This is a genomic window from Streptomyces sp. ICC1, assembly GCF_003287935.1.
Classification (GTDB): Bacteria; Actinomycetota; Actinomycetes; order Streptomycetales; family Streptomycetaceae; genus Streptomyces; species Streptomyces tritrimontium.
The window spans coordinates 4,906,708-4,932,211 of sequence record NZ_CP030287.1; the positions used below are offsets into that span (position 1 = coordinate 4,906,708).

At 71.3% G+C, this 25,504-nt stretch carries 21 protein-coding genes, 5 tRNA genes and 2 pseudogenes; 16 read left to right on the forward strand and 12 right to left on the reverse strand.

Going from position 1 to position 25,504, the window contains the following annotated elements:
• Positions 1-13: 13 nt before the first annotated feature.
• The 10 genes and pseudogenes from DRB96_RS45990 to DRB96_RS23255 all read right to left on the reverse strand — a co-directional run bounded on the left by DRB96_RS45990 (position 14) and on the right by DRB96_RS23255 (position 12,449).
• Positions 14-3,571 (reverse strand): bifunctional glycosyltransferase family 2 protein/CDP-glycerol:glycerophosphate glycerophosphotransferase, encoded by a 3,558-nt coding sequence (locus tag DRB96_RS45990; RefSeq protein ID WP_112450196.1) that lies wholly within the window; start codon positions 3,569-3,571, stop codon positions 14-16.
• A gap of 163 nt (positions 3,572-3,734) precedes the next feature.
• Positions 3,735-4,109, reverse strand: coding sequence for a hypothetical protein (locus DRB96_RS23215; protein WP_112450197.1), 375 nt, complete (start codon positions 4,107-4,109; stop codon positions 3,735-3,737).
• Between the two features lie 110 nt (positions 4,110-4,219).
• Positions 4,220-4,636, reverse strand: coding sequence for a roadblock/LC7 domain-containing protein (locus tag DRB96_RS23220; protein ID WP_112450198.1), 417 nt, complete (start codon positions 4,634-4,636; stop codon positions 4,220-4,222).
• 71 nt (positions 4,637-4,707) lie between these two features.
• The gene (locus DRB96_RS23225; protein ID WP_112450199.1) at positions 4,708-5,484 is read right to left on the reverse strand and encodes a transcriptional regulator; all 777 of its coding nucleotides are present in this window, start codon (positions 5,482-5,484) and stop codon (positions 4,708-4,710) included.
• Entirely contained in the window at positions 5,481-5,879 is a 399-nt protein-coding gene (locus DRB96_RS23230; protein WP_112450200.1) for a hypothetical protein, read from the reverse strand. Before DRB96_RS23230 ends, DRB96_RS23225 begins: the two co-directional genes overlap by 4 nt.
• A gap of 243 nt (positions 5,880-6,122) precedes the next feature.
• Positions 6,123-6,365 (reverse strand): annotated as a pseudogene (locus DRB96_RS23235) (helix-turn-helix domain-containing protein); the annotation flags it as partial.
• 121 nt (positions 6,366-6,486) lie between these two features.
• Positions 6,487-7,176 (reverse strand): hypothetical protein, encoded by a 690-nt coding sequence (locus DRB96_RS23240; protein WP_239516295.1) that lies wholly within the window; start codon positions 7,174-7,176, stop codon positions 6,487-6,489.
• A gap of 11 nt (positions 7,177-7,187) precedes the next feature.
• Positions 7,188-7,751, reverse strand: coding sequence for a TetR/AcrR family transcriptional regulator (locus tag DRB96_RS23245; protein WP_112450202.1), 564 nt, complete (start codon positions 7,749-7,751; stop codon positions 7,188-7,190).
• 507 nt (positions 7,752-8,258) lie between these two features.
• Positions 8,259-8,672: a roadblock/LC7 domain-containing protein gene (locus DRB96_RS23250; RefSeq protein WP_008739864.1), complete on the reverse strand. Its 414-nt coding sequence runs from the start codon at positions 8,670-8,672 to the stop codon at positions 8,259-8,261.
• Positions 8,673-8,681: 9 nt separating this feature from the next.
• Positions 8,682-12,449 (reverse strand): nitrate- and nitrite sensing domain-containing protein, encoded by a 3,768-nt coding sequence (locus tag DRB96_RS23255; protein WP_112450203.1) that lies wholly within the window; start codon positions 12,447-12,449, stop codon positions 8,682-8,684.
• Positions 12,450-13,051: 602 nt separating this feature from the next.
• Between DRB96_RS23255 and DRB96_RS23260 the strand changes: the two genes are divergently transcribed.
• From DRB96_RS23260 to DRB96_RS23300, 9 genes are all read left to right on the forward strand, one after another.
• The gene (locus DRB96_RS23260; RefSeq protein WP_112450204.1) at positions 13,052-13,237 is read left to right on the forward strand and encodes a hypothetical protein; all 186 of its coding nucleotides are present in this window, start codon (positions 13,052-13,054) and stop codon (positions 13,235-13,237) included.
• A 103-nt stretch (positions 13,238-13,340) separates the two neighbouring features.
• A complete protein-coding gene (locus DRB96_RS23265) occupies positions 13,341-14,147 on the forward strand; it encodes a fumarylacetoacetate hydrolase family protein (RefSeq protein WP_112450205.1) in 807 nt (268 codons plus the stop codon).
• A complete protein-coding gene (gltX, locus tag DRB96_RS23270) occupies positions 14,140-15,615 on the forward strand; it encodes a glutamate--tRNA ligase (protein ID WP_112450206.1) in 1,476 nt (491 codons plus the stop codon). Before DRB96_RS23265 ends, gltX begins: the two co-directional genes overlap by 8 nt.
• Positions 15,616-15,743: 128 nt before the next feature.
• On the forward strand, positions 15,744-16,472 hold the full coding sequence (locus tag DRB96_RS23275; RefSeq protein WP_112450207.1) for an HAD family hydrolase: 729 nt from the start codon (positions 15,744-15,746) through the stop codon (positions 16,470-16,472).
• A gap of 86 nt (positions 16,473-16,558) precedes the next feature.
• A tRNA-Gln gene (locus DRB96_RS23280) sits at positions 16,559-16,630 on the forward strand.
• 27 nt (positions 16,631-16,657) lie between these two features.
• A tRNA-Glu gene (locus DRB96_RS23285) sits at positions 16,658-16,730 on the forward strand.
• 61 nt (positions 16,731-16,791) lie between these two features.
• Positions 16,792-16,864: transfer RNA gene (locus DRB96_RS23290), tRNA-Glu, on the forward strand.
• A gap of 24 nt (positions 16,865-16,888) precedes the next feature.
• Positions 16,889-16,960, forward strand: a tRNA-Gln gene (locus DRB96_RS23295).
• Between the two features lie 22 nt (positions 16,961-16,982).
• Positions 16,983-17,055 (forward strand) — tRNA-Glu (locus DRB96_RS23300).
• Positions 17,056-17,205: 150 nt separating this feature from the next.
• Here the strand turns inward: DRB96_RS23300 and ndgR are convergent.
• Positions 17,206-17,922 (reverse strand): IclR family transcriptional regulator NdgR, encoded by a 717-nt coding sequence (gene ndgR / locus DRB96_RS23305; RefSeq protein ID WP_112450208.1) that lies wholly within the window; start codon positions 17,920-17,922, stop codon positions 17,206-17,208.
• Positions 17,923-18,106: 184 nt separating this feature from the next.
• Here ndgR and leuC point away from each other — a divergent pair, with 184 nt between their 5' ends.
• From leuC to DRB96_RS23325, 4 genes are all read left to right on the forward strand, one after another.
• Positions 18,107-19,540, forward strand: coding sequence for a 3-isopropylmalate dehydratase large subunit (gene leuC, locus DRB96_RS23310; RefSeq protein ID WP_112450209.1), 1,434 nt, complete (start codon positions 18,107-18,109; stop codon positions 19,538-19,540).
• Positions 19,541-19,545: 5 nt separating this feature from the next.
• Complete coding sequence (gene leuD, locus DRB96_RS23315) at positions 19,546-20,139, forward strand: 3-isopropylmalate dehydratase small subunit (RefSeq protein WP_112450210.1); 594 nt, start codon at positions 19,546-19,548, stop codon at positions 20,137-20,139.
• A 137-nt stretch (positions 20,140-20,276) separates the two neighbouring features.
• Positions 20,277-20,504 (forward strand): hypothetical protein, encoded by a 228-nt coding sequence (locus DRB96_RS23320; protein WP_112450211.1) that lies wholly within the window; start codon positions 20,277-20,279, stop codon positions 20,502-20,504.
• Positions 20,505-20,649: 145 nt separating this feature from the next.
• A complete protein-coding gene (locus tag DRB96_RS23325) occupies positions 20,650-21,333 on the forward strand; it encodes an HU family DNA-binding protein (protein WP_112450212.1) in 684 nt (227 codons plus the stop codon).
• 307 nt (positions 21,334-21,640) lie between these two features.
• Here the strand turns inward: DRB96_RS23325 and cofC are convergent.
• Positions 21,641-22,240: pseudogene (gene cofC, locus DRB96_RS23330) on the reverse strand (2-phospho-L-lactate guanylyltransferase); the annotation flags it as partial.
• Between the two features lie 241 nt (positions 22,241-22,481).
• On the opposite strand from cofC, the gene DRB96_RS23335 reads away from it, so the two are divergent.
• From DRB96_RS23335 to DRB96_RS23345, 3 genes are read left to right on the forward strand one after another with little or no spacing between them, the layout of a single operon-like run.
• The gene (locus tag DRB96_RS23335) at positions 22,482-23,234 is read left to right on the forward strand and encodes a lysophospholipid acyltransferase family protein (RefSeq protein WP_112450214.1); all 753 of its coding nucleotides are present in this window, start codon (positions 22,482-22,484) and stop codon (positions 23,232-23,234) included.
• A complete protein-coding gene (locus tag DRB96_RS23340) occupies positions 23,231-24,241 on the forward strand; it encodes an NAD(P)H-dependent glycerol-3-phosphate dehydrogenase (protein WP_112450215.1) in 1,011 nt (336 codons plus the stop codon). Before DRB96_RS23335 ends, DRB96_RS23340 begins: the two co-directional genes overlap by 4 nt.
• 39 nt (positions 24,242-24,280) lie before the next feature.
• The gene (locus tag DRB96_RS23345) at positions 24,281-25,438 is read left to right on the forward strand and encodes a D-alanine--D-alanine ligase family protein (protein WP_112450216.1); all 1,158 of its coding nucleotides are present in this window, start codon (positions 24,281-24,283) and stop codon (positions 25,436-25,438) included.
• Positions 25,439-25,504: the final 66 nt, after the last annotated feature.

Below are 25,504 nucleotides of genomic sequence, written 5' to 3' on the forward strand. Positions count from 1 at the left end.
GCACTCCTGTGGGCTACGCCCCGAGCATGCGGTCGACGATGCGCTCGGCGGCGTGGCCGTCGTCCAGGTCGCAGAACTCCTCGCGGAACTGCGTCCGCGCCCGCGCGTACTCCTCGCCCAGCGCGTCCGCGTTCCGCACGGCCTCGATCAGGCTCGCCGAGTCCGCGAGCAGCGGGCCCGGGGCCTTCTTCTCCAGGTCGAAGGTGAATCCGCGCAGCGTGTCCCGGTAGTGCTCGAGGTCGTACGTGAAGAGCAGGATCGGCCGGTCGGTGTGCACGAAGTCGAAGATCGCGGAGGAGTAGTCCGAGATCAGGACGTCGGCGACGAGCAGCAGGTCGGTCGGGTCGGGCCAGCGCGACACGTCCTTGACGAAGCCGTCGCGGACGCCGTCGCGGACCTGCTCGGTGACCTTGTGGTGGCCGCGGACGAGCAGGACGTGGTCCTCGCCGAGCTCGCGGCGGGCTGCGTCGAGGTCGATCCGCAGGTCGAGCCGGTAGCCGGAGGTGACCGACCAGCCCAGGCGGTTCTCCCGCCAGGTGGGCATGTACAGGACGACCTTCTTGCCCTCCGGCAGGCCGAGGCGCGAGCGGATCTCCGCGATCCGCTCGGGGTCGGGCCGCAGCAGCGCGTCGGTGCGCGGGCTGCCGGACTCGATGACCTCGCCCTCGTAGCCGAGCGCCCGCTTGAGGACCGGCGTGGCGTACGAACCCGGGGAGGCGAGCAGCGACCACTGGGCGCTGTCGTGCTCCAGCGCCTCCAGCACCTCGGGGCTGGTGTAGTAGTCGTGCATGAAGTCGTGGCCGATCTGCTTCAGCGGCGTACCGTGCCACGTCTGCACGACCGTCTGGCCGGGGCGGCGCCGGAAGGCGAGCGGAACGCTGTCGTTGACCACGTAGTAGCGGGCCCGCGCGAGCACGTCCCACGATTCGAGGCTGTCGTACTGGACCGCGCGGGCGGTCGCCGGGACCTCGGTGTGGCCGTCGCGCACCAGCCAGACGTGGTCCAGCTTCTCGCCGCGGCGCACCAGCTCCTCGTGGATGGCGCGGGGCGAGTCGCCGGCGCCGAGGCCGCGGAAGGAGTCGTAGACCACGAGGTCCTTGACCGGAAGGGCGCTCTGCGCCGGGTACGTCACGTCGCGCGCGACCCGCTGCGCGTAGCGCGAGCGGTCGTGCGGGCTGATCAGCGGGTCGGCGATCAGTGCCAGGCGGTCGTAGAAGCGGGCCTCGACCCGCATCCGGCGGCCCCGCGCCGTGATGGCGTGCGGTCCGGAGTGCAGGGCGGTGGGGGCGAACTGCAGCGGGGCGCCGCGGTCGACGCCGAGCAGGCCGGCCGTGACCCCGCCCTGGGAGACCGGGCGCATCGTGGGCCACCAGCGGCCCATCGGCAGCGGGGTGAGGCCGGCGTACTCCTCGGGGAGGACGGGCTCGAAGGTGGCCTCGAAGCGGTCGCCGTCGCGGGTGACCGGGTAGCTGTACTCGGCTCCGTAGGAGTCGTGCAGGACCAGCTCGTGCGGCTCGTCGGTGGGGGCGACGAACCGGCCCCGGAGCGTCAGGGTGCCGTCCTCGACCTCGACGGTGTCGACGAGCGGCGGGGAGGGCTGCGCGGAGAGGGTGAGGTGTCCGGTGTTGCCGCGCTTGGCGAACAGGGTGCGGCCGGCGTCGCCGGGCAGCGGGACGACCAGGCCGGCGAACCCGGCGCGCTCGTCGTGCGCGAGGCGGTGGTCGGTGCCGTCGGCGCCGGTCACGGACAGGCTCCACGGCTCGGGGGTCCACTCGCCGGGCTCGCACGGGGCGTCCGGGACGGCGGCCAGGTCGGCCAGCGGGACGCGCGCGGTGAAGGGGATCCGGCCGCCGGAGGCGGCGGCGGTCTCCAGCGGGAAGGTGAGCACGGTTCCCGTGGAGACGTGCTCCGCGCGCAGGGTGGCGCCGGCGCCGATCTCGGCGGCGAGCTCGCCCGCCAGCTCGACGGCGTCGTCGCCGGCCGGGCGGACGTCCAGGGCCCGGGCGCGGACGATCTCGACCTGGATGGTCAGGGCGCCGTTGGTGTTCGGCACGACGCGCACGTCCGGGGCGACCCAGTGCGCGGGCGGGTTCTGCCCGCTGTCGTGCTCACCGCCGCGGAGCCGGGCGCGGTGCAGGCCGCCGGCGCCGGTGACGGCCACGGAGGTGCTCCATATGCCCTCGTTCCACTTGCCGCCGGTCTGGAAGACCGTGGGGTCGACGACGGCGGTGAAGCCGGCCCAGTCGGCGTGGCGCAGGGCGAGGTGCGGGGCGTTGACGGTGGCCATCGGGGAGGCGACCGTGCGGGTGCCGACGACGGTGCGGCGGCGCTTGCCGCTCTCGCGGAAGATCAGCACCTTGCGCGAGCCGAGGCGGCTCTCGGCGCCCAGGTGTCCGGGCAGCGCGTAGCCGCGCAGCAGCAGCTTGCCGTCGGTCCAGAGGGCCTGCTCCAGGCGGCTGACGACGCGGCGCTCGCGCGGTCCGAGGGTGAGGACCTTGGCGGGTACGGGCGCCTTGAGGAAGGGGTAGTCCGCCTGCGGGCGGGCCAGTCCCTTGGCGGGCACGCTGTAGGTGAAGTCGCGCTGGTGGCGGAGGAGCTCGATGAACTCCTCGATCCGGCCCTCCCCCGCGAGGTAGGCCTTGAGCCGGTCGGCGACGGTGAGGTCGGACCAGGGTGCGGTGCCGATCTCGCGGACGAGACCGCCGACCTCCTTGGTGAAGGCCGCGCGGAAGTCGGGGCCGGCCTCGGCGACGTACTTGTAGATGAGCGGGAGTTCCTCGCTCAGCACGTTGCGGTCGTAGTCGCGCAGGTAGCGCTCGTACGTGGCGCCCTGCTTGGCCGCCAGCGCCTCGCGGACCAGGCGTACGGAGGCCACCCGGTCGATGACGGAGACGGGGTCGGTGGAGCGCTGGGTGATGGACCGCTCGCCGGTCTCGCGCACGCGCCAGTGGTAGACGCAGTCGGCGATGATGTCGACGCTGGAGGCGAAGTAGTGCGCGGGGATGCTGACGGGGGCGTCTTCGTAGAGGATGCCCTCCGGGTACTGGAAGCCGTGCTCGTCCCAGAAGGTGCGCCGGTAGACCTTGTTCCACGCGGTGCGGTCGGTGACCAGCGCCGGGAACTTGGAGATGTGGGTCTTCAGCTTGGTCGTGGCGAACGCGGCGCGGTGGCCCCAGGACTGCGACATGCCGACGGAGCGGAAGCGCTTGACGTTGCCGGCGGCGAAGTCGGAGCCGGTCTCGTCGAGGGCGTCGATCAGCTTCTGGTACGCGTACGTGGGCATGGTGTCGTCGCTGTCGACGAAGGCCAGGTACTCGGTGCCCGGGGTGATGTGGCGGGCGCCGACGTTGCGGGCGGCCCCGAGGCCCGCGTTCTTCTGGAGGACCAGCCGGAAGCGGTCGTCGCGGTCGACGAACGCCTGGGCCAATGCCGCGCTGCCGTCGGTGGAACCGTCGTCGACGAGCACTACTTCGAAGTCGTCGAATGTCTGCGCTGCGATGGACTCCAGGCATTCGTCGAGATAGAGCTCGACGTTGTAGACGGGGACGACGATACTCAGGCGCGGGGGCATGGGTGGCGAATTCTCCAGCGTATTTACATTGTGATGATCAGCTGATTACAGCATCCTACTCTGTAACGAGATGATAAAATCCGGTCGTATCGGACATATGGAAGAAGCCGCCGGGGCGGACGGCAATGAGTTCAGCCGTCCGCCACCTCGCCGTCATCGGGGGTCACACTTCCAGTTCCGTCTCGATCTTCTTCAGCTGGTGCCGGGCCATCGCGAGGTTCGCGCGCCCCTTGTCGAGCGCCAGGTAGAGGAAGAGGCCCGAGGAGCCCCGGCCCCTCATGAGCCGGATCAGGTGGTACTGCGTTCCGAGGGTGATGAGGATGTCCTCGATCTCGTCCTTCAGCCCGAGCAGCTCCATGGTGCGCACCTTGGAGCGCACCACGTCGGTGTTGCCCGCGGCGGCGACCGCGAGGTCGAGGTCCTTGCCGCCGCCGACGGTGCCCAGCGCCATGCCGCTGCCGTAGTCGACCAGGGCGACGCCGAGCACGCCGTCGATGGTGGTGGCGGCTTCCTTGAGTGCGGCTTCCACAGTGGCCATGGGTGTCTCCTCTTTCGTTCGGGTGTCGTGTCGGGTGTCGTGGATTTCGGTCGGTGCGTACGTGGCGTACGTATCGGACGCCACGTTCGCGGCGGACGTACGCGGCCCGGCTACGTGATGGTGCCGAGGCCCCGTCGGCCGAGGCTGCGGTCGATCAGCTCCGCTATGCGCAGGCTGGAGCGCCGGGCTTCGAGGTGGAGCCGGCCGACGTTGACGCGCGGCTCGGCGATCAGGGTCAGGACCGCGGCCTCGCCCGCCGCGTAGGTGGCGACGTAGCCGTCCTCGCCGCGCACGAGGAGCTCGCGGAAGGCGCCCTGGCCGGTGCAGTCGCTGAGCCGCTGGGCCACCCCGAGGGCGGCCGCCGTCAGCGCGGCGACGGACTCGGCTTCGGTGGCGGCGCTGTCGTGGGCCAGGACCAGGCCGTCGGCGCTGGCGGCGAGGGCGCCGGTGAGCTGGGGGACGCGGGCCCGCAGCCGCGCCAGCTCGGCGAGTATCTCGGCCTCCGCTTCGGCGGGCACCGTGCTCATGTCGGCCTTCCTCCCTTCGGGCTGCCTCCGCTCGGAGCGGTCGCCGCGCTGGGCCGGTCGCAGCGGGAGCCTCACAGGCTTGCCTCCAGTGCGTCGCGTAACCGGCGCAGCAACGCCACGTCCGGGGACTGCGCCTGCGTCATCCAGTCGGGCAGGGGTGTTTCGGGAGCGGCGGCCGGGGCCGCCGACGCGTACGGGGTCTCGACCAGTCCGGCCGCCGCCAGGCGCCGTACGTCGAGCAGGGTGTGGAAGGCCGGCCGGCCCAGCACCCAGGCCAGGTCCGCCGGTGTCCGTACGCCGTCCGCCCGGTCCAGCAGGATCCGCTGCCGGGCGGTGACGGTCTGGCCGGGGGCGGCGGCCCGGGGCACGACCGGGGAGGTGTCCAGCAGCGGGTAGGGCCAGACCGCGTCGAGCAGCTCCCGGCGGCGCCGGGTCTCCCGCTCGACGGCGGCGGCCGGAACGGAGCGGACGGAGCCGATCCAGTGCGTGGCGCCGCGGCGGAAGCGGGAGGGGCCGCTGCCCGGGGAGAGGGCGAAGAAGGCGGCGTCGAATATCGCGGCGAGGTGGCAGATCTCCAGCTCTCCGCCGGCCATGCCGCCGCTGTCGACGAGGAAGCGGGCGACCTGGCGGCGGGCGCCGGCCTGGTTGACGGCGTCGGTCCAGCGCTCGGGGGTGAGGCCGCCGCCGGTGGTGAGCAGGACGTCGAGCCCGGGGGTGGCCGGGCTCTCGGCGTGGACGACGCGGCCGTCCTCCAGGAAGAGGGTGCCGCGCTCGCGCAGCAGTGCGCCGGTGGCGCGCTCCGCGGCGAGCCGGGTGAGCAGGGGCGAGACGGCAACCGTGGCGTTCACTTGAGCACCAGCCCCTCGGCCAGGGCCCTGAGTCTGTGCCGGGCGAGGGCGAGGTTGCCTTCGGCCCGGTCGAGCCACAGGTGCAGGAAGACGCTGCTGTCGAAGCTGGTCTCGACGAAGCGGAGCACGTGGTAGCCGGTCCGGGTGGTGACGATCAGGTCCTCGACGGGCGGTCCGGCGGCCTCGCCCGCGCCGGGTTCCGCCAGGGCGAAGGACTCGTACTCGGCGGCCGCCCTCGCCAGCTCGGCGGTCTCGGCGGCGGTGGTCTCGTGGTCCCCCACCGGTGAGTCCCCTGCGGTGCCGAGGGCCAGTCCGCTGCTCCAGTCGACCAGCGCGGCCCCCCTCGCACCAGGCAGGGCCATGGCTTCGAGCAGGCATTCGTCGATCCCGGGCACGCGGGCTCCCCTCCCGGCCGGACCGTACGTGGTGCACGGTCGTACGGCGCGACAGGAGGGAACTTACTCAACTTCCACAGTGCGGAAGGGGGTTCTGGCATTTTCCGCTGGAACATGCGCGGTAGCACGTGACAGCTTGGCCGGAACCCATCGGAATTTGATCATTGCCGGTAAATCACCCGCCCCACACGGGCCGCACCGCCCCCCAATTCACGAGGCGAGCGGCAGCGGCAGATCGTCCGCGAGCCGGAAAGTGCCGCCCTCGCGCCGTACGTAGCCCTCGTGGCTGAGGGTGCGCAGCAGGTGGTAGACGGTGGGCAGCGGAATGCCGGTGACGCGCGCGAGCCGCTTGGCGGTCGCACCGCCCTCCGCGTTCATCGCCTCCACGAGGCGCAGCGCCCGCTGCACGGAACCGATGAGGGTGGGTGCGGCGGCGGTTGCGGTACTGCTGTCCGAACTGTCCTTCTGGCTGCGGTCGGTGCCCATGAGTGGTCCCCCTGCTCCGGTACGAGGCCTGGCAATCCCATCAAAGTCCCTCACCGGCCGCAAAACCAGCGGACGCGCGTAAACCTGAGCATAAGATCAACAACTGCCGTGGAGCCGGGCCCTACTGCGTGCAGGTCACGAAGGCCGGGAGCGGGGTCTCCTCGACGAGGCGGCGCGGGAGGGACAGGGCGAACCGGTGCTCCAGGACGGAGAGGGTGAGGCGGTCGCGCTCCCCGGACGGCTCCTCCTCGGGGCGGGCGTAGCAGCCGTCCGGGGTGAGGATCTTGGCCGCGACCAGCTCCGGCAGGAGGAAGTCGGGCCGGTGCCCGCCGCGCCAGAACTCCTCCCCCAGCCCGAAGCAGCAGACCAGCTCGCCGTCGCGGGCGTACGCGAACTGCTTGGGCGGATGGTCCGGCTGCGGGTCGAGGTGAACCGCCTCGACGCCGCCGAGGGAGATCTCGGCGAGGCGCTGCGCCCCGGCCGGCATGCCGTGCTCCACGGCGAAGGACCAGCCGCCCCAGCTGCCGACCCGCGCCACCCCGTCGCCGTCCACGGTCTCGGTGACCATGCTCCACGCGTCGATGGCGCCCAGCGGCCCCGGGTGGAGGCCGGGCAGCGCGCCCAGCCGTGACGCCAGCTCCTCGGGGCCGATGCCCCGGGCGAAGGTCAGGCTGACGTACCAGGCGTCCCAGTCCGCCAGCCACTGGATCCCGGCGTCGCCGCCCGTGCCACCGCCCGCGTTCCCGCCGCTGCCGGTGATGTCCGTCATCTCCACGGTGCCCTCCCGCGCTTCGTGCCGGTGCTCCCCCACGGGCACGATAGTCAGTCGGCGGGGCGCTCCGGGAGGAGGCGCTCGACCATCGCTTCGATGAGCCCCTCCACCGGATGGGGATCCAGCAGCCCGGGCGCGGTCAGGTCGTCCACGATCAGGCCGAGCATGGCCAGGTACATCAGGACCACTCCCTGCCGGTCCCCCGGCAGACCGGCCTCCAGGTGCCAGGCGATGTTCGCCTCCAGCTCGGCGCCCTGGAATCCGGCCAGCTCGCTCTGGAGCTCGGGCCGCCGGGTGGCTTCGAGCCGCAGTTCCAGCATCGCGGTGTGGACGCTGCGCTCGCGGCGCATGCGCTCGAGGAGCCGCAGGAGGAGCACCTTCGTGTCGAAGGGGCCGGCCAGGTCCTCGGGGCCGGGGGTCAGCCGCACCCGGGTGCGGTGCAGGATCTGCACGAGCAGCTGGGCCCGGTTGGCGAAGTAGTTGGAGGAGGTGCCGGTCGGGACCCCGGCCTCCGCGTCCACCGCGCGCAGGGTCAGCCCCCGGGAGCCCTCGCGGGCGAGGACTTCGATGGCGGCGTCGAGCAGCGCGGCGCGGCGCTCCGGGTTCTGGCGCATGGGCGGATCCCTGACGGTGTGGACGCGGGGCCGTGCCGAGCGGCACGAGGCGAGTCGTGCGGGGTGCGCGGCACGGGGTGAGCGGTGCGGGGTGAGCGGTGCGGGGTGAGCGGTGCGGGGTGAGCGGTGCGGGGTGAGCGGTGCGGTGGCGCGCCGGTGCGTTCGGCATCCACGGACCGCTGCTATGACCACCGCATATGCACTGCACGTGCAGTGCTCCGGACACGCTAGCGGACACGGCGGTGTCCGGGCCCTCCCCACCGCCCGAGCGGCAGGGGGGTACAGAAGACCAGCCGGTGGTGCCCATTCGGGTAGGAGGTATCGTCAGGAGGGGGGGGGGTGGGGGGGGGGGTGATTGATCCTCGGGGGGGGACAGGAGTGGTCGGCGTGCCGGCTGGCGGGGCGGCGGGTGGGGGGACGGTATGACGGCCTGGCGGGGGTACTGGGTTCCGGGGCGGGTGCCCCGGGCTCCCGGCCGGAAGTACCGTCCGGCCGGGAGGTGTGCAGTCAGATGAGCAGGCTTCCCTGCAGTTCCGCGCGCAGGTCCGGGGTGAGGACACTGCCGGCGCGGTCCACGAGGAGGGCCATCTCGTAGCCCACGAGGCCGATGTCGCACTCGGGGTGGGCGAGCACGGCCAGCGAGGATCCGTCGGAGACGGACATGAGGAAGAGGAAGCCGCGGTCCATCTCGACCACGGTCTGATTTACGGCGCCGCCCTCGAAGATGCGGGAGGCTCCCGCGGTCAGCGAGGTCAGGCCGGAGGCGACGGCCGCCAGCTGGTCGGCGCGGTCACGGGGAAAACCCTCGGACATCGCCAGCAGGAGGCCGTCGGCGGAGACCACCACCGTGTGGGACACCCCGGGGGTGTTGTCCACGAAGTTGGTGATCAACCAGTTCAGGTTCTGTGCCGCCTGGCTCATCGAACTCAACTATCGCTCCTGCTGGTAAGTGGGGTCGATGTGGTGGCTGCCGGTGGCCGGGCCGTTGTTGCCGGCCTGGCGCCCCTGCTGGATACCGCGTCGCAGGTTGGTCAGGCGGCCGCGGACGTCGTCCGGTGCGCGCGAGACCTGCGGACCGGCCTGTGCCTCGGCCTGCTGCTGCGCGGTGCCGGCCACGAGGTTCGCCCGCGGTACCCGGCGGGGCAGCCCCGAGGTGGTGATGCCGCCCGCGGCGGGCTGGCGCACGCGCTCGGCCTGCCGCATCAGCTCGTCGTTCGGCGAGGAGCGCCAGCTCACGGTCGGCATCGCGCCGGTCTGAGCCTGCGCCGGCTCGGCCGGCTCGACAGGCGCCTGCTCCAGGCCGCGCTGCGGCAGCGAAGGCTGCTGCGGGCGCTGGGGGGAGGCCACGGCCGGAGCCGCGGGAGCGGGCTGCTGAGGTACCGCCGGCGCCTGCGCGGGGGGCTGGTTGCCCTCCTGGCGGAACCAGTTCGACTCCAGCGTGTCGAAGATCGGGCTGCGGCCGCCGGCGCTCGGTCCGGCCGGGGGCAGCGCCTCCGGCTGGCGGGGCGCCTGCGGAAGCCGCGGAGCCTCCGGGCGCGCGGGCGGTACGGGGGCGTACTCGCCCTGGGGCTGCGGGACCTGGCCCGGCTGGCCGTAGCCGCCGACACCGGGACCGCCGGGCCGCTGGCCCTGGAAGTCCGGGCGGGGGAACTGGCCGGTGGAGGCGGGGTCCGCGAAGTCCGGGCGGGGGAACTGGCCCGTACCGCTGTTGTCGGTGTAGTCGGCCCGTACGCCGCCGCCCTGGGGGGCCGGGGCGTTGAAGTCGGGACGCGGGAACTCGGAGGTCGAACCGGGGCCCGACAGCTCGTCGTGGCCGCGCGGCACGTCGTGCCCGCGCTGGGCCGAGCCCCAGCTGGTGGCCTGCGGGACCGCGGCGGGGCCGGTGCCCGCACCCGGGAGTTCCGGACGGGGAGCGCCACCGCGCGGCGGCAGCTGCGGCCGGGGACCGCGCGCGGCCGGAGCCGCGGGAGCGCCGGTCTGCTGCTGCGCCTGCTGCGCCTGCTGCGCTTGCTGGGGCTGCATCGGCATCTGCTGCGGCTGCTGCTGGGGCGGCTGCGGACGTTCGAAGCCGTTGCCCTGCGGGAAGCCGCCGGGGCCGGAAGCCGCGGGGCCACCGACCGGGCGGGCCTGCGGACCGCCGAAGCCACCGGGAGCGCCGGGACCGGGACCGGAGACCGGACCGCGGCCCGGCAGCGGGGCGCCGGAGCCGAAGGCGCTCTGCGTCTGCCCGCCGGGAGCACCCTGCTGCTGCGGGGGACGGCCGGCCTGCGGACCCTGCGGACCGCCCTGCTGGCCGGGACCCTGGGGACGCTGCCCGCCGGGGGCTCCGTTCTGGCCGGGCAGGGCCGCGCGCTGGGCGCCGCCGGCGACCTGGCCGCGCTGCGCGCCGGCGCCCACGGGGGGCCGTGCACCGGGACCGGGGAGCGAGCCCTGCGGCTGCGCGCCGGGAAGGCCCTGACCGGGACCGCCCTGGGCGCCGGCGCCGCCGGGACCGCCCTGGCCGGGCATCGGAGCCGGCTTCTTGCCGCCCTGGGCGACGTCCACCGGGAGCATGACGAGGGCCGTCGTACCGCCCGAGTCGGAGGGGCGCAGCTGGATGCGGATGCCGTGTCGCAGGGACAGGCGGCCGACCACGAACAGGCCCATGCGGCGGGAGACGGAGACGTCCACGGTCGGCGGCGACGCGAGCCGCTCGTTGATCGCGGCGAGGTCCTCGGGGGAGAGGCCGATGCCGGTGTCGTGGATCTCGACGAGCACGCGGCCGTCGGGCAGCGCGTGACCGGTGACCTTGACCTTGGTCTGCGGGGAGGAGAACGAGGTCGCGTTCTCCAGCAGCTCGGCGAGCAGGTGCACGAGGTCGTTGACGACGCGGCCGGCGACCTCGGTGCCGGGCACCGAGGAGAGTTCGATGCGCTCGTACTGCTCCACCTCGGACGCCGCGGCGCGGAGCACGTCGACGAGCGGGACGGGGCGGGTCCACCGGCGGCCCGGCTCCTCGCCCGCGAGGACGAGGAGGTTTTCGCCGTTACGGCGCATGCGGGTCGCGAGGTGGTCGAGCTTGAAGAGCGAGGAGAGCTGGTCCGGGTCGGCCTCGCGGGACTCCAGCTCGGAGATGAGCGAGAGCTGGCGCTGGATGAGGCCCTGCGAGCGGCGCGAGAGGTTGGTGAACATCGCGTTGACGTTGCCTCGCAGGAGGGCCTGCTCGGCGGCGAGGCGGACGGCCTCGCGGTGCACGTCGTCGAAGGCCGCGGCCACCTGGCCGATCTCGTCGCGGGTGTGCAGGCCGACGGACTCCACCGTGGTGTCCACGTCCTGCGGGTCGGACTCGGACAGCTGCTTGACGAGCTCGGGCAGCCGGTCCTGGGCGACGCGGGTCGCGGTGTCCTGCAGGCGGCGCAGCGAGCGGATCATCGAGCGGGCCATGACGAAGGCGCCGACGAGGGAGACGCCGAGGACGAGGAGGATCAGGACACCGTTGATGATGGCGTCGCGCTGGGACTCGTTCTTGAGCTCGCGGGCCTTCTGCTCCATGTCCTCGAGCAGGGTGAGCTCGATGACCTTCATGGCCTGGAGCTTGGTGTCGTCCGCGTCGTACCAGTCCATCCAGGACCGGTTCTTCTCCTTGGCGAACTGGTCCTTGGCGTTCAGGACGCGGCGGGCGTAGTGGTCGGCGGTGCCGATCTCCTGGTTGCCGTCGCCGAGCACCGAGAGGAGTTCCTCGGGCTTGCCCTGGTAGACGAGCTCGAAGGTCTTCTTCGACTGCTCCTCGCCGTGCAGCGCGGAGAGGGCGTACAGCCGGTCGTTCTCGCTGAGGTTTCCGCCCTTGGCGGGGTCCTCGGGGAGCGCGGCCGCGATGATCGCGCGCTGGATGGAGGCGTACTCCTTGGCGGAGGAGAACGCCGCCAGCGCGCGGGTGCGCTTGATCATCTCGGGGTTCGAGGTGGCCTGGGCCATGTCCTGCGAGAGCGAGAGCAGCGAGACGATCAGCGAGTTGTACTCGGTGACGGTCTGCTGGGCGCTGTTCAGGTACGCCTTGTCGCGGATGAGCTGGAGGTTGGCGAGCTGGCGGCCGATCTGCAGGATGTTGTTGCGGATCGACTTGAGCGTCTCGTCCTTGTCCTCCGCGTTGTCGACCTTGTCGGTCGCGGCGGCGAAGGCCTTGGCGGCGGAGTCGGTCTGGTCGCGGACGCCCAGGACGAGGCTGTTGGGCTTGCCCGCGGCGCCGGGGACGGACAGCGGGCCGGCGGAGTTGTCACGCTCGGCCTGCAGCATGGCGGCCAGGTTGGTGGCCTGCCGGGTCATGGTCGTCAGCAGCTGCATGTGCTCGAGCTGCTCGATGTCGGTGAGCGAGTCGTTGATGCGGAAGCCACCGAGCGTGGTGGCGGCGACGACCGGCAGGGTCAGCAGCGACACGAGTCGCGTGCTGATGCGCCAGTTCTGCATGGCGAGACGGGAACCGGACCCACGGGGGGCCTGGGGTATCGCCGTGTCGCGCTCGGCCGACTCGTCGTTGTCCCGGGGCGCGCCCTTGGGCTTGGCGCGTCCCTTCGCCTTCACCGCGGCGGAGGCATCGGGGCCCCCGCCTTCGACAGCCGGCCCGCGGTTTTGGGCGTGCTGGGGCGAGGAGCCACGGTCGGTCCCGCCGCGCGGCTCCTGCTCCGCCGCAGCGCTGCCATCCCTCTTGAATCGTCCCTGCACTAGCGTCGCAACCTCTGGACCAGGCGTCCCGCCGGGCGACCGGTGGGACGGTGTCGAGTCGTGGGGCAATGCGCCCCATGGTGGTCGTCGGTGACCGGCGCGTCTCCCTCTCCGTTGCCGCCGCGCTCGGCGCTGTCTCGCGCCACCTGCGCGCCGGCTGATTCCCGCGGCGGTCCCGCGAATTCCAGCACAGAGGCGGATCTCCAACAAGGTGCGAGTGTCGGCCCGGTGAGTCGGTCACGGCTTGTGACGCACGCACTACTGGGCGTGGGGGCGAATTCATCTGGAATCGGACTTACGCCGCCCAAACTCCACGCCTGTCAAGGTGCCCAAGTCGCGATGATCGGGAGCGGAATGGCTCATTCAGTGGCGCAATGTCCGTTTTTCCGCGTGTAATTGACTGCCCGATATGCCCCTAATAACCGGTCACGGGTGAGCAAACTCACACAGCCGTGGCCATTACTTCCCGGTTCGGCGGGGGATCCAGATGTTTAGCCTTGAGCTTTACAGGGTTGACGCGTGCGACAAGCGGCATCCCGGAGGCATCACCGGCGGCAGCCGCCGCCACATCCGACCGAGCGAGCCGAGGGCCCCAGACTCCGATGAAGACGACGATGATGTTCCGCAACATAGCCAACCCGCGCCGCACCACCCTCGCGCACCTCAAGGACGCCGAGGAGCTGCAGGCCGTACCGGTCCCGGAGCACACCGTCGAGCTGCCGGCCCAGACCGCGAACCCGCTCCGCACCATCCTGATGGACGCGCCGGTCGCCGCCGCCGCGCAGTAGCGGGGGTGTCCGGCGAAAGCCGCGCGAAGCGTCGGCCCCCTCCGCGTTAGCCTGGAGTCCGCAGACTCCAGCCAGCGGAAATACAGAGGGGCAGACGCAACACGTGCGCATCGCCAGGTTCTCGATCGACGGCAATGTCGCGTTCGGCGCGGTCGAGGGCAGCACTGCCCCCGGCGCCGAAGGTGAGCTCGTCCTCGACATCATCAAGGGCATCCCGTTCGCGGACTTCGAGCTCTCCGGCACGAAGGTCCCGCTGAGCAAGGTCCGGCTGCTGCCGCCCGTGCTCCCGAGCAAGATCGTGGCCATCGGCCGCAACTACGCGGAGCACGCGGCGGAGCTGGGCAACGCCATCTTCGACAGTGAAGGCCGTCCGGACGCCCCGATCACCTTCTTCAAGCCCTCCACCTCGGTGGTCGGCTCGGGCGACCCGATCACGTACCCCTCCTTCTCCCAGGACCTCCACCACGAGGCCGAGCTCGCCGTGGTCATCGGCCGCATGTGCCGCGAGGTCCCGCGCGAGCGGGTCAAGGACGTCATCCTCGGCTACACCTGCGCCAACGACGTCACCGCGCGCGACGTCCAGCAGCGCGAGAAGCAGTGGGCCCGGGCCAAGGGCTTCGACAGCGCCTGCCCCCTCGGCCCCTGGATCGAGACCGATCTGGACCCGAGCGACCTGGCCGTCCAGTGCACCGTCAACGGCGAACAGCGCCAGCTCGGCCGCACCAGTGACATGGTCCGCTCCGTCGAGGACCTGATCGTGCACATCACCGAGGCCATGACGCTGCTCCCGGGCGACGTCATCCTCACGGGGACCCCGGCCGGAGTCGGCCCCCTCAACGTCGGCGACGAGGTCGCCGTCACCATCGAAGGCATCGGCACTCTCACCAACAAGGTGATCAAGCGTGGCTAACGCGAACGTCCGCGTACGTTTCTGTCCCTCCCCGACCGGCAACCCCCACGTGGGCCTGGTCCGCACGGCCCTCTTCAACTGGGCGTTCGCCCGCCACCACGGCGGTACGTTCGTCTTCCGCATCGAGGACACCGACGCGGCCCGCGACTCCGAGGAGTCGTACGGGCAGCTGCTCGACTCGCTGCGCTGGCTCGGCTTCACCTGGGACGAGGGCCCCGAGGTGGGCGGCCCGCACGCCCCGTACCGCCAGTCCGAGCGCATGGACATCTACGCGGACGTCGCGAAGAAGCTCCAGGACGGCGGCTACGCCTACAGCTGCTACTGCACCACCGAGGAGCTGGACGCCCGCCGCGACGCCGCCCGCGCCGCCGGCAAGCCCTCCGGCTACGACGGCCACTGCCGCGACCTCACCGCCGAGCAGAAGACCGCGTACGAGACCGAGGGCCGCGCCTCGATCGTCCGCTTCCGGATGCCCGACGAGACCATCACCTTCACGGACCTGGTCCGCGGCGAGATCTCCGTCACCCCGGAGAACGTGCCGGACTTCGGCATCGTCCGGGCCAACGGCGCCCCGCTCTACACGCTCGTCAACCCGGTCGACGACGCGCTGATGGAGATCACCCACGTCCTGCGCGGCGAGGACCTGCTCTCCTCCACCCCCCGCCAGATCGCGCTCTACAGGGCGCTGATCGAGCTGGGCATCGCCAAGGGCGTCCCCGAGTTCGGCCACCTGCCGTACGTCATGGGCGAGGGCAACAAGAAGCTTTCCAAGCGCGACCCGGAGTCCTCGCTCAACCTCTACCGCGAGCGCGGCTTCCTGCCCGAGGGCCTGCTGAACTACCTCTCGCTCCTCGGCTGGTCCTTCTCCAAGGACCAGGACATCTTCTCGATCGAGGAGATGGTGGCGAAGTTCGACATCCCGGACGTCAACGCCAACCCGGCCCGCTTCGACCTCAAGAAGGCCGAGGCGATCAACGCCGACCACATCCGGCAGCTGGACCCCAAGGCCTTCGCGGACGCCTGCGCCCCGTGGCTCACGGCCCCGCACGCCAACTGGGCGCCCGAGGACTTCGACGCCGAGGCCTGGGAGCGCATCGCGCCCCACGCCCAGACCCGCGTCACGGTCCTGTCCGACATCACGGCCAACGTCGACTTCCTGTTCCTGAAGGAGCCGGTCGAGGACCAGGCCTCGTGGGACAAGGCGATGAAGGGCGACCCGGCGGCCCTGCTGGCGACGGCCCGCGAGAACCTGGCCGCCGCGGACTGGTCGGACCCCGAGTCCCTCAAGCAGGCGGTCCTCACCGCCGGCGAGGCCCACGGCCTCAAGCTCGGCAAGGCGCAGGCCCCGGTCCGCGTCGCGGTCACCGGCCGCACGGTCGGCCTCCCGCTCTTCGAGTCCCTGGAGATCCTGGGCAAGGACCGCGCCCTGGCCCGCGTCGACGCGACCCTGGCGAAGCTCACCGCGTAGCGGTTCCCGCGTTCCCGCAGGGGGCGGCGGCCGGATCTCCGGCCGCCGCCCCCTGCGGTGTTGTGTGAGCTCGGCCACGAAGCCGGAACGGGCCCCGCGGGCGTCGGCCCCGGCGTAGGGTCGGCCGCATGGCGATCCGCGCGGTGCTGTGGGACATCGACGACACCCTGTTCGACTACACCGGGGCCGACCGGGCCGGGCTCGTGGCGCACCTCGCCGACGAGGGGCTGGCCGAGCGGTACGGGACCGCGCACGAGGCGCTCGCCCTGTGGCGGCGGATCACCGACCGGCACTGGGAGCGCTTCGCCGCCGGGGAGGGGACCTTCCAGGGGCAGCGCAGGGACCGGGTCCGGGAGTTCCTCGGGTCGCCCGCGATGACCGACGTACAGGCGGACGACTGGTTCGGCCGGTACGTCGAGCACTACCAGGCCGCCTGGGAGCTGTTCCCCGACGTGGTGCCCGTACTGGACGCCCTCGCCGGCGGCTACCGGCACGGGGTGCTCTCCAACTCCTCCGTGGCCAACCAGGACCCCAAGCTGCGCCACCTCGGCCTGCGCGACCGCTTCGAGGTCCTGGTGTGTGCCGTCGAGCTGGGCGTCAGCAAGCCCGAGGCCGCCGCCTTCCTCGCGGCGTGCGACGAGCTCGGGCTGGAACCCGGGGAAGTGGTCTACGTGGGGGACCAGCCGGAGATCGACGCGCGCGGCGCCCGTGACGCCGGGCTGACGGCCGTGTGGCTCGACCGCGACGGATCGCGCGGCCCCGGACCCGAGGGCGTGCACCGGATCGCCGGACTCGACCGGCTCCCGCAGGTGCTGGCCGGGGATACCCGTTTTGGAGCACGGTCAGCCATCCGGTAATGTTCTTTCTGCGCCGCCCGAGCGGGCCGAAAGGCCGGGCCGGAGGCGCTAACCGAAGGAAAGTACCTCAGGTGCTTGACTTTTGGTGGGCTATAGTGTAATTGGCAACACGAGAGTTTCTGGTTCTCTTATTCTAGGTTCGAGTCCTGGTAGCCCAGCGCAGTTCAGTAGTAAACGCAGTGCTTGCCCCCGTTGTGTAGCGGCCTAGCACGCCGCCCTCTCAAGGCGGTAGCGCCGGTTCGAATCCGGTCGGGGGTACAGATCCTTCCCGCGAGATCTCCAGGGTCGCACCCGGATGTTTTGATGCAGGATCGCTAGGGCCCCCGTTGTGTAGCGGCCTAGCACGCCGCCCTCTCAAGGCGGTAGCGCCGGTTCGAATCCGGTCGGGGGTACGGTGTCTAGCTGGTCTAGACCTGTGGGCTATAGTGTAATTGGCAACACGAGAGTTTCTGGTTCTCTTATTCTAGGTTCGAGTCCTGGTAGCCCAGCGCAGTACCGCAGTAACAGCTAGCCCCCGTTGTGTAGCGGCCTAGCACGCCGCCCTCTCAAGGCGGTAGCGCCGGTTCGAATCCGGTCGGGGGTACGCACAGGAGAGGCCTTCCGCGTTCATCGCGGAGGGCCTCTTCTTCGTTCCCGGGCACGGCACACAAGTGTGGGCCCGGAGGCGCGCGTTCGGACGTGTGCGGCGTCGTGCGCGCCCCCGGGCCCGGGGGACTGGTGGATGGTCGGAAGGTCAGCTGGAGCGGCGCAGGGCCTCGGTCAGACGCGCTGCCGCGTCGATGACGGCCTGGGCGTGCATGCGCCCCGGGTGCCGGGTCAGGCGCTCGATCGGCCCGGAGACCGACACGGAGGCCACGACCCGGTTCGAGGGGCCGCGCACCGGCGCGGAGACGGAGGCCACGCCGGGCTCCCGCTCGCCGATCGACTGTGCCCAGCCGCGGCGCCGTACGCCCGAGAGGGCCGTCGCGGTGAAGCGCGCGCCCTGCAGGCCGCGGTGGAGCCGCTCGGGCTCCTCCCAGGCCATCAGGATCTGCGCGGCCGAGCCGGCCTTCATCGGGAGGGTGGAGCCCACCGGGACGGTGTCCCGCAGGCCCGACAGCCGCTCGGCGGCCGCCACGCAGATCCGCATGTCGCCCTGACGCCGGTAGAGCTGCGCGCTCTCGCCCGTCACGTCCCGGAGGTGGGTGAGCACCGGTCCGGCCGTGGCCAGCAGGCGGTCCTCGCCGGCCGCGGCGGCGAGCTCCGCCAGCCGCGGTCCGAGGATGAACCGGCCCTGCATGTCCCTCGCCACCATCCGGTGGTGTTCCAGTGCCACGGCAAGGCGATGTGCCGTGGGTCGTGCGAGCCCTGTCGCCGCGACCAGCCCGGCGAGGGTGGCCGGACCGGACTCCAGTGCGCTCAATACCAGAGCTGCCTTGTCGAGAACGCCGACGCCGCTAGAGTTGTCCATGAAACGATATTCGCGTCTCACACTGTGAAACGCAAGTTCAATTTTTCCAAGAACGAGCGAGTCTGTATGTGCGGGTCCACGAACCACTGGGTCCGAGCCGTCGTCCGGGACGTGGGGTACGGGCGGTCAGGCACACAAGATCTCTATGAAGCGCCGGCACAACCGGCCGGCCGGAGGGAAAGCGATGGGTAGGACACTCGCGGAGAAGGTCTGGGACGACCATGTCGTCCGGCGCGCGGAGGGCGAGCCCGATCTCCTCTTCATCGATCTGCACCTGCTGCACGAGGTGACCAGCCCGCAGGCCTTCGAAGGGCTGCGCCAGGCCGGCCGCAAGGTCCGCCGTCTCGACCTCACCATCGCGACCGAGGACCACAACACCCCCACGATCGACATCGACAAGCCGATCGCCGATCCGGTCTCCCGGACCCAGCTGGAGACGCTGCGCAAGAACTGCGCCGAGTTCGGCGTGCGCCTGCACTCGCTGGGCGACGTCGAGCAGGGTGTCGTCCACGTCGTGGGGCCGCAGCTGGGCCTGACCCAGCCGGGCACCACCGTGGTCTGCGGTGACTCGCACACCTCCACGCACGGCGCCTTCGGCGCGCTGGCCTTCGGCATCGGCACCAGCCAGGTCGAGCACGTGCTGGCGACCCAGACGCTGCCGCTGGCCCGCCCCAAGACGATGGCGATCACCGTCACCGGCGCGCTGGCCGAGGGCGTCACCGCCAAGGACCTGATCCTGGCCATCATCGCCAAGATCGGCACCGGCGGCGGCCAGGGCTACATCCTGGAGTACCGCGGCGAGGCCGTCGAGCAGCTGTCGATGGAAGCCCGCATGACCATCTGCAACATGTCGATCGAGGCCGGCGCCCGCGCGGGCATGATCGCCCCCGACCAGACCACCTTCGACTACCTCGAGGGCCGCGACCACGCCCCGGTGGGCGAGGACTGGGACGCGGCGGTCGCGTACTGGAAGACCCTGCGCACCGACGAGGACGCGGTCTTCGACGCCGAGGTCGTCGTCGACGGCACCACGCTGGCCCCGTTCGTCACCTGGGGCACCAACCCGGGCCAGGGCTCGCCGCTGTCGGCCAACGTCCCCGACCCTGCTTCGTACGAAGACGCTTCGGAGCGCCACGCCGCCGAAAAGGCCCTGGAGTACATGGGGTTGACGGCCGGACAGCCGCTGCGCGACATCAAGGTCGACACCGTCTTCGTAGGTTCCTGCACCAACGGCCGCATCGAGGACCTGCGCGCCGTCGCCGGCATCATCGAGGGCCGCAAAGTCGCCAACGGCGTACGGATGCTGGTCGTCCCGGGCTCCGTCCGGGTCGCCCTGCAGGCCGTGGCGGAGGGCCTGGACAAGGTCTTCAAGGAGGCCGGCGCCGAATGGCGGCACGCGGGCTGTTCGATGTGCCTGGGCATGAACCCCGACCAACTGGCGCCCGGTGAGCGCTCCGCGTCCACCTCCAACCGCAACTTCGAGGGCCGGCAGGGCAAGGGCGGGCGCACCCACCTGGTCTCCCCGCAGGTGGCAGCCGCCACCGCCGTACTGGGCCACCTGGCCTCGCCCGCCGACCTGGCCGGCTCGTCGGCCGCGACCGCCCCCGCAGGAGTCTGAGAGCGATGGAAGCCTTCACCACCCACACCGGCCGGGCCGTCCCGCTGCGCCGCAGCAACGTCGACACCGACCAGATCATCCCGGCCCACTGGCTGAAGAAGATCACCCGCGACGGCTTCGAGGACGGGCTCTTCGAGGCCTGGCGCAAGGACCCGGAGTTCATCACGAACCGCCCGGAGCGCGCCGGCGCGACCGTCCTGGTCGCCGGCCCCGACTTCGGCACCGGCTCCTCCCGCGAGCACGCCGTCTGGGCCCTGCAGAACTTCGGCTTCAAGACGGTCATCTCCTCCCGCTTCGCCGACATCTTCCGCGGCAACTCGCTGAAGAACGGTCTGCTGACCGTCGTCCTGCCGCAGGAGACCGTCGACCGGCTGTGGAAGCTGACCGAGGCGGACCCCACCGCCGAGATCACGGTCGACCTCGTCGACCGCCAGGTCCGAGCCGAAGGCGTCGTGGCGGAGTTCGAACTCGACGACAACGCCCGCTGGCGGCTGCTGGAGGGGCTGGACGACATCTCGCTCACCCTTCAGAACGAAGGGGACATCGCCACCTACGAAAGCGGCCGGCCCACCCACAAGCCGCGCACGATTCAGGCGTGATTCCGGCCTGATCAGGGCTTATTCGCCCCAGGGCGATCACATCGACAACACTGTGCCCCCTGCCTTCCGGCAGGGGGCACAGCTGTGTGTTGAGGCCCCGTGAGGCGACAACTCGCCCCAGATGGCACAATCTGTGCATGGAACGCGACAGTCAACTTGAGCTCTACGAACTCGTCGCGGACCGATTGAAAGAAGCACACACAAGGGTGCGCGAACTGCAAGTCCCGGAGGGCGTAAGGATGGCGCTGTCCCGGAAGCTGTTGGTCGTCACGGCTGCGGCGAAGCATGATCTCGCCGATGCGGCAAGGCGCCTGGACAGGTTGATGAAGGACCTCGACGAGGGTCGATTCCCTGAAGGCGACTGATGCGAAGGAACTCCGTAACGGCCTACAGCGTTGCGGCACTAGGGTGATAAGCCCGTTTCGTGTTTGATTTGCGGTATATATCCGCCTAACGTGCGAAATAAGCTTGAACACATTCGTTCTGGCGAAGTCTCCGAAGGGGAAGACGTTGAACAAGGCGCAGCTCGTAGAAGCGATTGCCGACAAGCTGGGCGGCCGTCAGCAGGCCGCGGACGCTGTCGACGCGGTACTGGACGCCATCGTCCGCGCGACCGTCGCGGGCGACCGGGTCTCGGTCACGGGCTTCGGCTCGTTCGAGAAGGTCGACCGCCCGGCCCGCTACGCACGCAACCCGCAGACGGGTGAGCGCGTCCGGGTCAAGAAGACCTCGGTTCCCCGCTTCCGTGCGGGCCAGGGGTTCAAGGACCTGGTCGCCGGCACCAAGAAGCTGCCCAAGGGCGGCGAGGTGTCGGTGAAGAAGGCGCCGAAGGGCAGCCTCACGGGCGGATCCTCCGCCGCCTCCGCCACGGTGAAGAAGGCCGTGGCGAAGAAGGCCACCACCGCCAAGAAGGCGGCCGCGAAGACCACGGTCGCGAAGAAGGCAACGGCCAAGAAGACCGTCACCGTCAAGAAGACGGCGGTCAAGGCCACCACGAAGAAGGCCACGGCCACGGCGAAGAAGGCCGCGCCGGTCGCCAAGAAGGCCGCCCCGGCGGCCAAGAAGACCACCGCCACCGCGAAGAAGACCGCGCCGGCGGCCAAGAAGGCCACCGCGGCGACGAAGGCGCCCGCCAAGAAGACGGCGACGCGCAAGGCCACCGCGAAGAAGACCACCGCCCGCAAGACCAAGTAGGGCACGGGTCACACGCGCCGGGCCGGCTTCCCCATCGGGGGGAAGCCGGCCCGCGGTGCGTTCGCGCAGGTCGCGGACGCAAAGGCCGCGGCGGGGGAGTTCAGAACGTCTGCAGCGTGACCAGCGTGATCCGCAGGCCGGCGCCCTCGCCGTCCGTCTCGATCCGGACCCGCTGCCCGGGGCGCAGCAGCCGCAGGCCGCCCGCGTCGAAGGCCGGGGCCTCGAAGGGCACCGGGGTGCCGTCGTCCAGCAGCACACTGCCGCTGCGGGTCTGGGAGTCGTACGTGTACGCGGTCGCCTGCATACGGGCACTGTATCGGGCCGTATGGCGCCCCACACCGAGGGTGAGGGCCGTCCGCAGATCCGCCGCCGTGTCCACGTCCCGGCGCAGGCTGTCGACTCCTTCCAAGGCCATTTCCACCGCCCCCGAGGCCGAATGCCGGGCTCGCGACGGGCCGCCGAACGAGGGTGCCAATTCCACGTCCGGAGCAGCGGAAAGCAAGGTCGTCCCGATTCCCGCCGCATCCGCCAGAAATGCCCGGGGAAATGCCGATGCGGTTTCGAGCACGCGTAGCAATTCGAGCGGCCGCAGCGCCGGCAGATCGGCGTTCATCGCCGCCACCGCCGCCCCGGGCCTGCCCGTGCGTATCTCCCGCGCCCCGTGGGCCAGCGCCGCGTTGAGCCCCGCGGCCGGGGAATCCGGGACGATCCGCGCCCCCAGTCGCGCCAGTTCCGCCCCGGCCGCGGAGTCGTCCGTGACGACCACCACATCGGCGACGGCCGCGCAGGCCAGCGCCCCTGCGACGGTGTCCAGCGCGAAGGCCAGGGCCAGGCCCGGCCGGGACGCGCCGACGGCTTCCGCGAGACGGCTCTTGGCCACCGCCAAGGGCTTCAGCGGGACCACCAGGCTCCAGACGGCGTTCGTGACGGACCCCTTCCCTCCGGTTGTGCCCGCGCGGCCGCGCGGACCATGACCAGGTCATGACCTGGTCATGCGTCGGCCCATTGTCACCTCATGCCGGGCGACCCGGGGCCTGACCCGGGTGGACGGGGCGTACGGTGTTCTCGACAGAGACCGGACCCGGGGCGACACTTGTCCGGCCCCGAGGCGCCCACGCCGCGCACCGGTCCTAGAGGAAGGTGTCCGAGTGTCCCGCCGCAGAATCGGCTTCTGGTACCGCCTTGCGGCGGCCATCGCGAAACCGCCGCTGGTAGTGCTGTTCAAGCGGGACTGGCGGGGAATGGAACATATTCCGGCCGACGGCGGATTCATCACCGCCGTCAATCACAACTCGTATCTGGACCCGCTGTCGTACGCGCACTTCCAGTACAACACCGGCCGGGTGCCCCGATTGCTCGGCAAGGCGGCCCTCTTCGACGTCCCCATTGTCGGCGCGATCCTGCGCGGCTCCGGACAGATCCCCGTCTACCGGGAGTCCACGAACGCCCTGGACGCATTCCGGGCCGCCGTGGACGCGATCGAGAGCGGCGAATGCGTCGCTTTCTACCCGGAAGGCACCCTGACCCGGGATCCCGACATGTGGCCGATGGCCGGCAAGACCGGCGCCGCCCGCGTGGCACTCATGACCAGGGCCCCCGTCATTCCGGTGGCCCAGTGGGGCGCGAACCTCGCGATGCCGCCCTACGCCAAGGAGAACAAGCTCAGCCTGTTCCCGCGCAAGACCCTCCAGGTGCTCGCCGGACCGCCGGTGGACCTCTCCGAGTACTACGACCGGGAACCCACTCCGGAGATCCTCAAGGAGGTCACCGAAGTCATCATGGCGGCCGTCACCGGGCTGCTGGAGGAGCTGCGGGGGGAGCAGGCGCCCACGCAGCCGTACGACCATCGCAAGGCCAGGGCGGAACAGCGGCGCAAGGCCGCGGGGGAGGGCAACAAGTGACACGTCCCGTGAAGGCAGCCGTATTCGGAACCGGCTCCTGGGGCACGGCTTTCGCCATGGTCCTCGCCGACGCCGGGTGCGAGGTGGTCCTGTGGGGCCGCCGCCAAGAGCTCGTCGACGCCGTCAACGACAGCCGGACCAACCCGGACTATCTCCCCGGCATCGAACTCCCCGCGAACATCCGCGCCACCACCGACCCGGCCGAGGCCGCGGCCGGCGCCGACTTCACTGTCCTCGCGGTCCCCTCGCAGACCCTGCGCGGCAACCTCGCCGACTGGGCCCCGCTGCTGGCCCGCGAGACCGTGCTCGTCTCCCTGATGAAGGGCGTCGAACTCGGCACCGCCAAGCGGATGAGCGAGGTCATCGAAGAGGTGGCCAAGGTCCCCGCCGGGCGCGTCGCCGTCGTCACCGGCCCCAACCTGGCCCGCGAGATCGCCGCCCGGCAGCCCGCCGCCTCCGTCGTCGCCTGCGTCGACGAAGCCGTGGCGCAGCGCCTCCAGGCCGCCTGCCACACCCCGTACTTCCGCCCGTACACGAGCACCGACGTCGTCGGCTGCGAGCTCGGCGGCGCCGTCAAGAACGTCATCGGCCTCGCCGTCGGCATCGCGGACGGGATGGGCCTCGGCGACAACACCAAGGGCTCGCTCATCACCCGCGGTCTCGCCGAAGCCACCCGCCTGGGCCTGGCGATGGGCGCCGACCCGCTCACCTTCTCCGGCCTCGCGGGCCTCGGCGACCTCGTCGCCACCTGCTCCTCGCCGCTCTCCCGGAACCACACCTTCGGCACCAACCTCGGCCGCGGGATGACCCTGGAAGAGACCATCGCGGTCACCAAGCAGACCGCCGAGGGCGTCAAGTCCTGCCAGTCCGTGGCCGATCTGGCCCGCCGCCACGGGGTCGACATGCCGATCACCGACACCGTCGTCGACATCGTCCACCACGGCAAGCCCACCCTGGTCGCGCTCAAGGAGCTCATGGGGCGCAGCGCCAAACCGGAACGGCGCTGACTGCTTTCCGGACGCGTGAGCGGGTACTCTCGTGGCGATATGAGCAGCGAGAACCTCCCCCAGACCCCTGAGCAGCAGGGCCGCAAGCCCCGCGTGGCCGTCGTGTTCGGCGGCCGCAGCTCGGAACACGCCATCTCGGTCGTCACCGCGGGCGCCGTCCTGCGCTCCATCGACCGCTCCAAGTACGAGGTGCTGCCCATCGGCATCACCACGGACGGCCGATGGGCGCTGACCGCCGACGAGCCCGCCCGGATGGCCATCTCCGGCGGCCGGCTCCCCAATGTGGGGCAGCTCGCCGAGTCCGAGGACGGCGCCGTGGTGCTCTCCGTCGACCCGGCCAGCCGCGAGGTCGTCTACACCGAGCCGGGCGCCGTCCCCAAGGCCCTGGGCGAGGTCGACGTCGTCTTCCCCGTCCTGCACGGCCCGTACGGTGAGGACGGCACGCTCCAGGGCCTCCTGGAGCTCTCCGGCATCCCGTACGTCGGCTCGGGCGTCCTCGCCTCGGCCGTCGGCCAGGACAAGGACTACATGAAGCGGGTCTTCACGTCCTTCGGGCTGCGCGTCGGCCCGTACGTGACCATCCGCCCCCGCGAGTGGGAGAACGACCGCGAGGGCGCCCTCGCCCGCATCGCGGACTTCGCCGGCGAGCACGGCTGGCCGCTGTTCATCAAGCCCGCGCGGGCCGGCTCCTCGATCGGCATCACCAAGGTCGACGACGCCTCCGGGCTGGACGCGGCGATCCGCGAGGCCCGCCGCCACGACCCGAAGATCATCGTGGAGGCACTGCTGCACGGCCGCGAGATCGAGTGCGGGGTCCTGGAGTTCGAGGACGGGCCGCGCGCGAGCGTGCCCGCCGAGATCCCGCCGGTCTCCAGCCACGACTTCTACGACTTCGAGGCGAAGTACATCGACGCCGCCTCCGGGATCGTGCCCGCCCCGCTCACCCCGGAGCAGACCGCCGAGGTCCAGAGGCTCGCGATCGAGGCCTTCGACGCCGCGTCCTGCGAGGGACTGGTGCGCGCCGACTTCTTCCTGACCGAGGACGGCACCTTCGTCATCAACGAGATCAACACGATGCCGGGCTTCACCCCCATCTCCATGTACCCGCGGATGTGGCAGGAGTCGGGCATCGAGTACCCGGAGCTGGTGGACCGCCTGATCCAGGCCGCCCTGCGCCGCTCCACCGGACTGCGCTAGGCCCCGCCGCACACGAAGGACCGCCCGCCGGCCGCCCGAGAGGGGTGGCCGGCGGGCGGTCCTTCG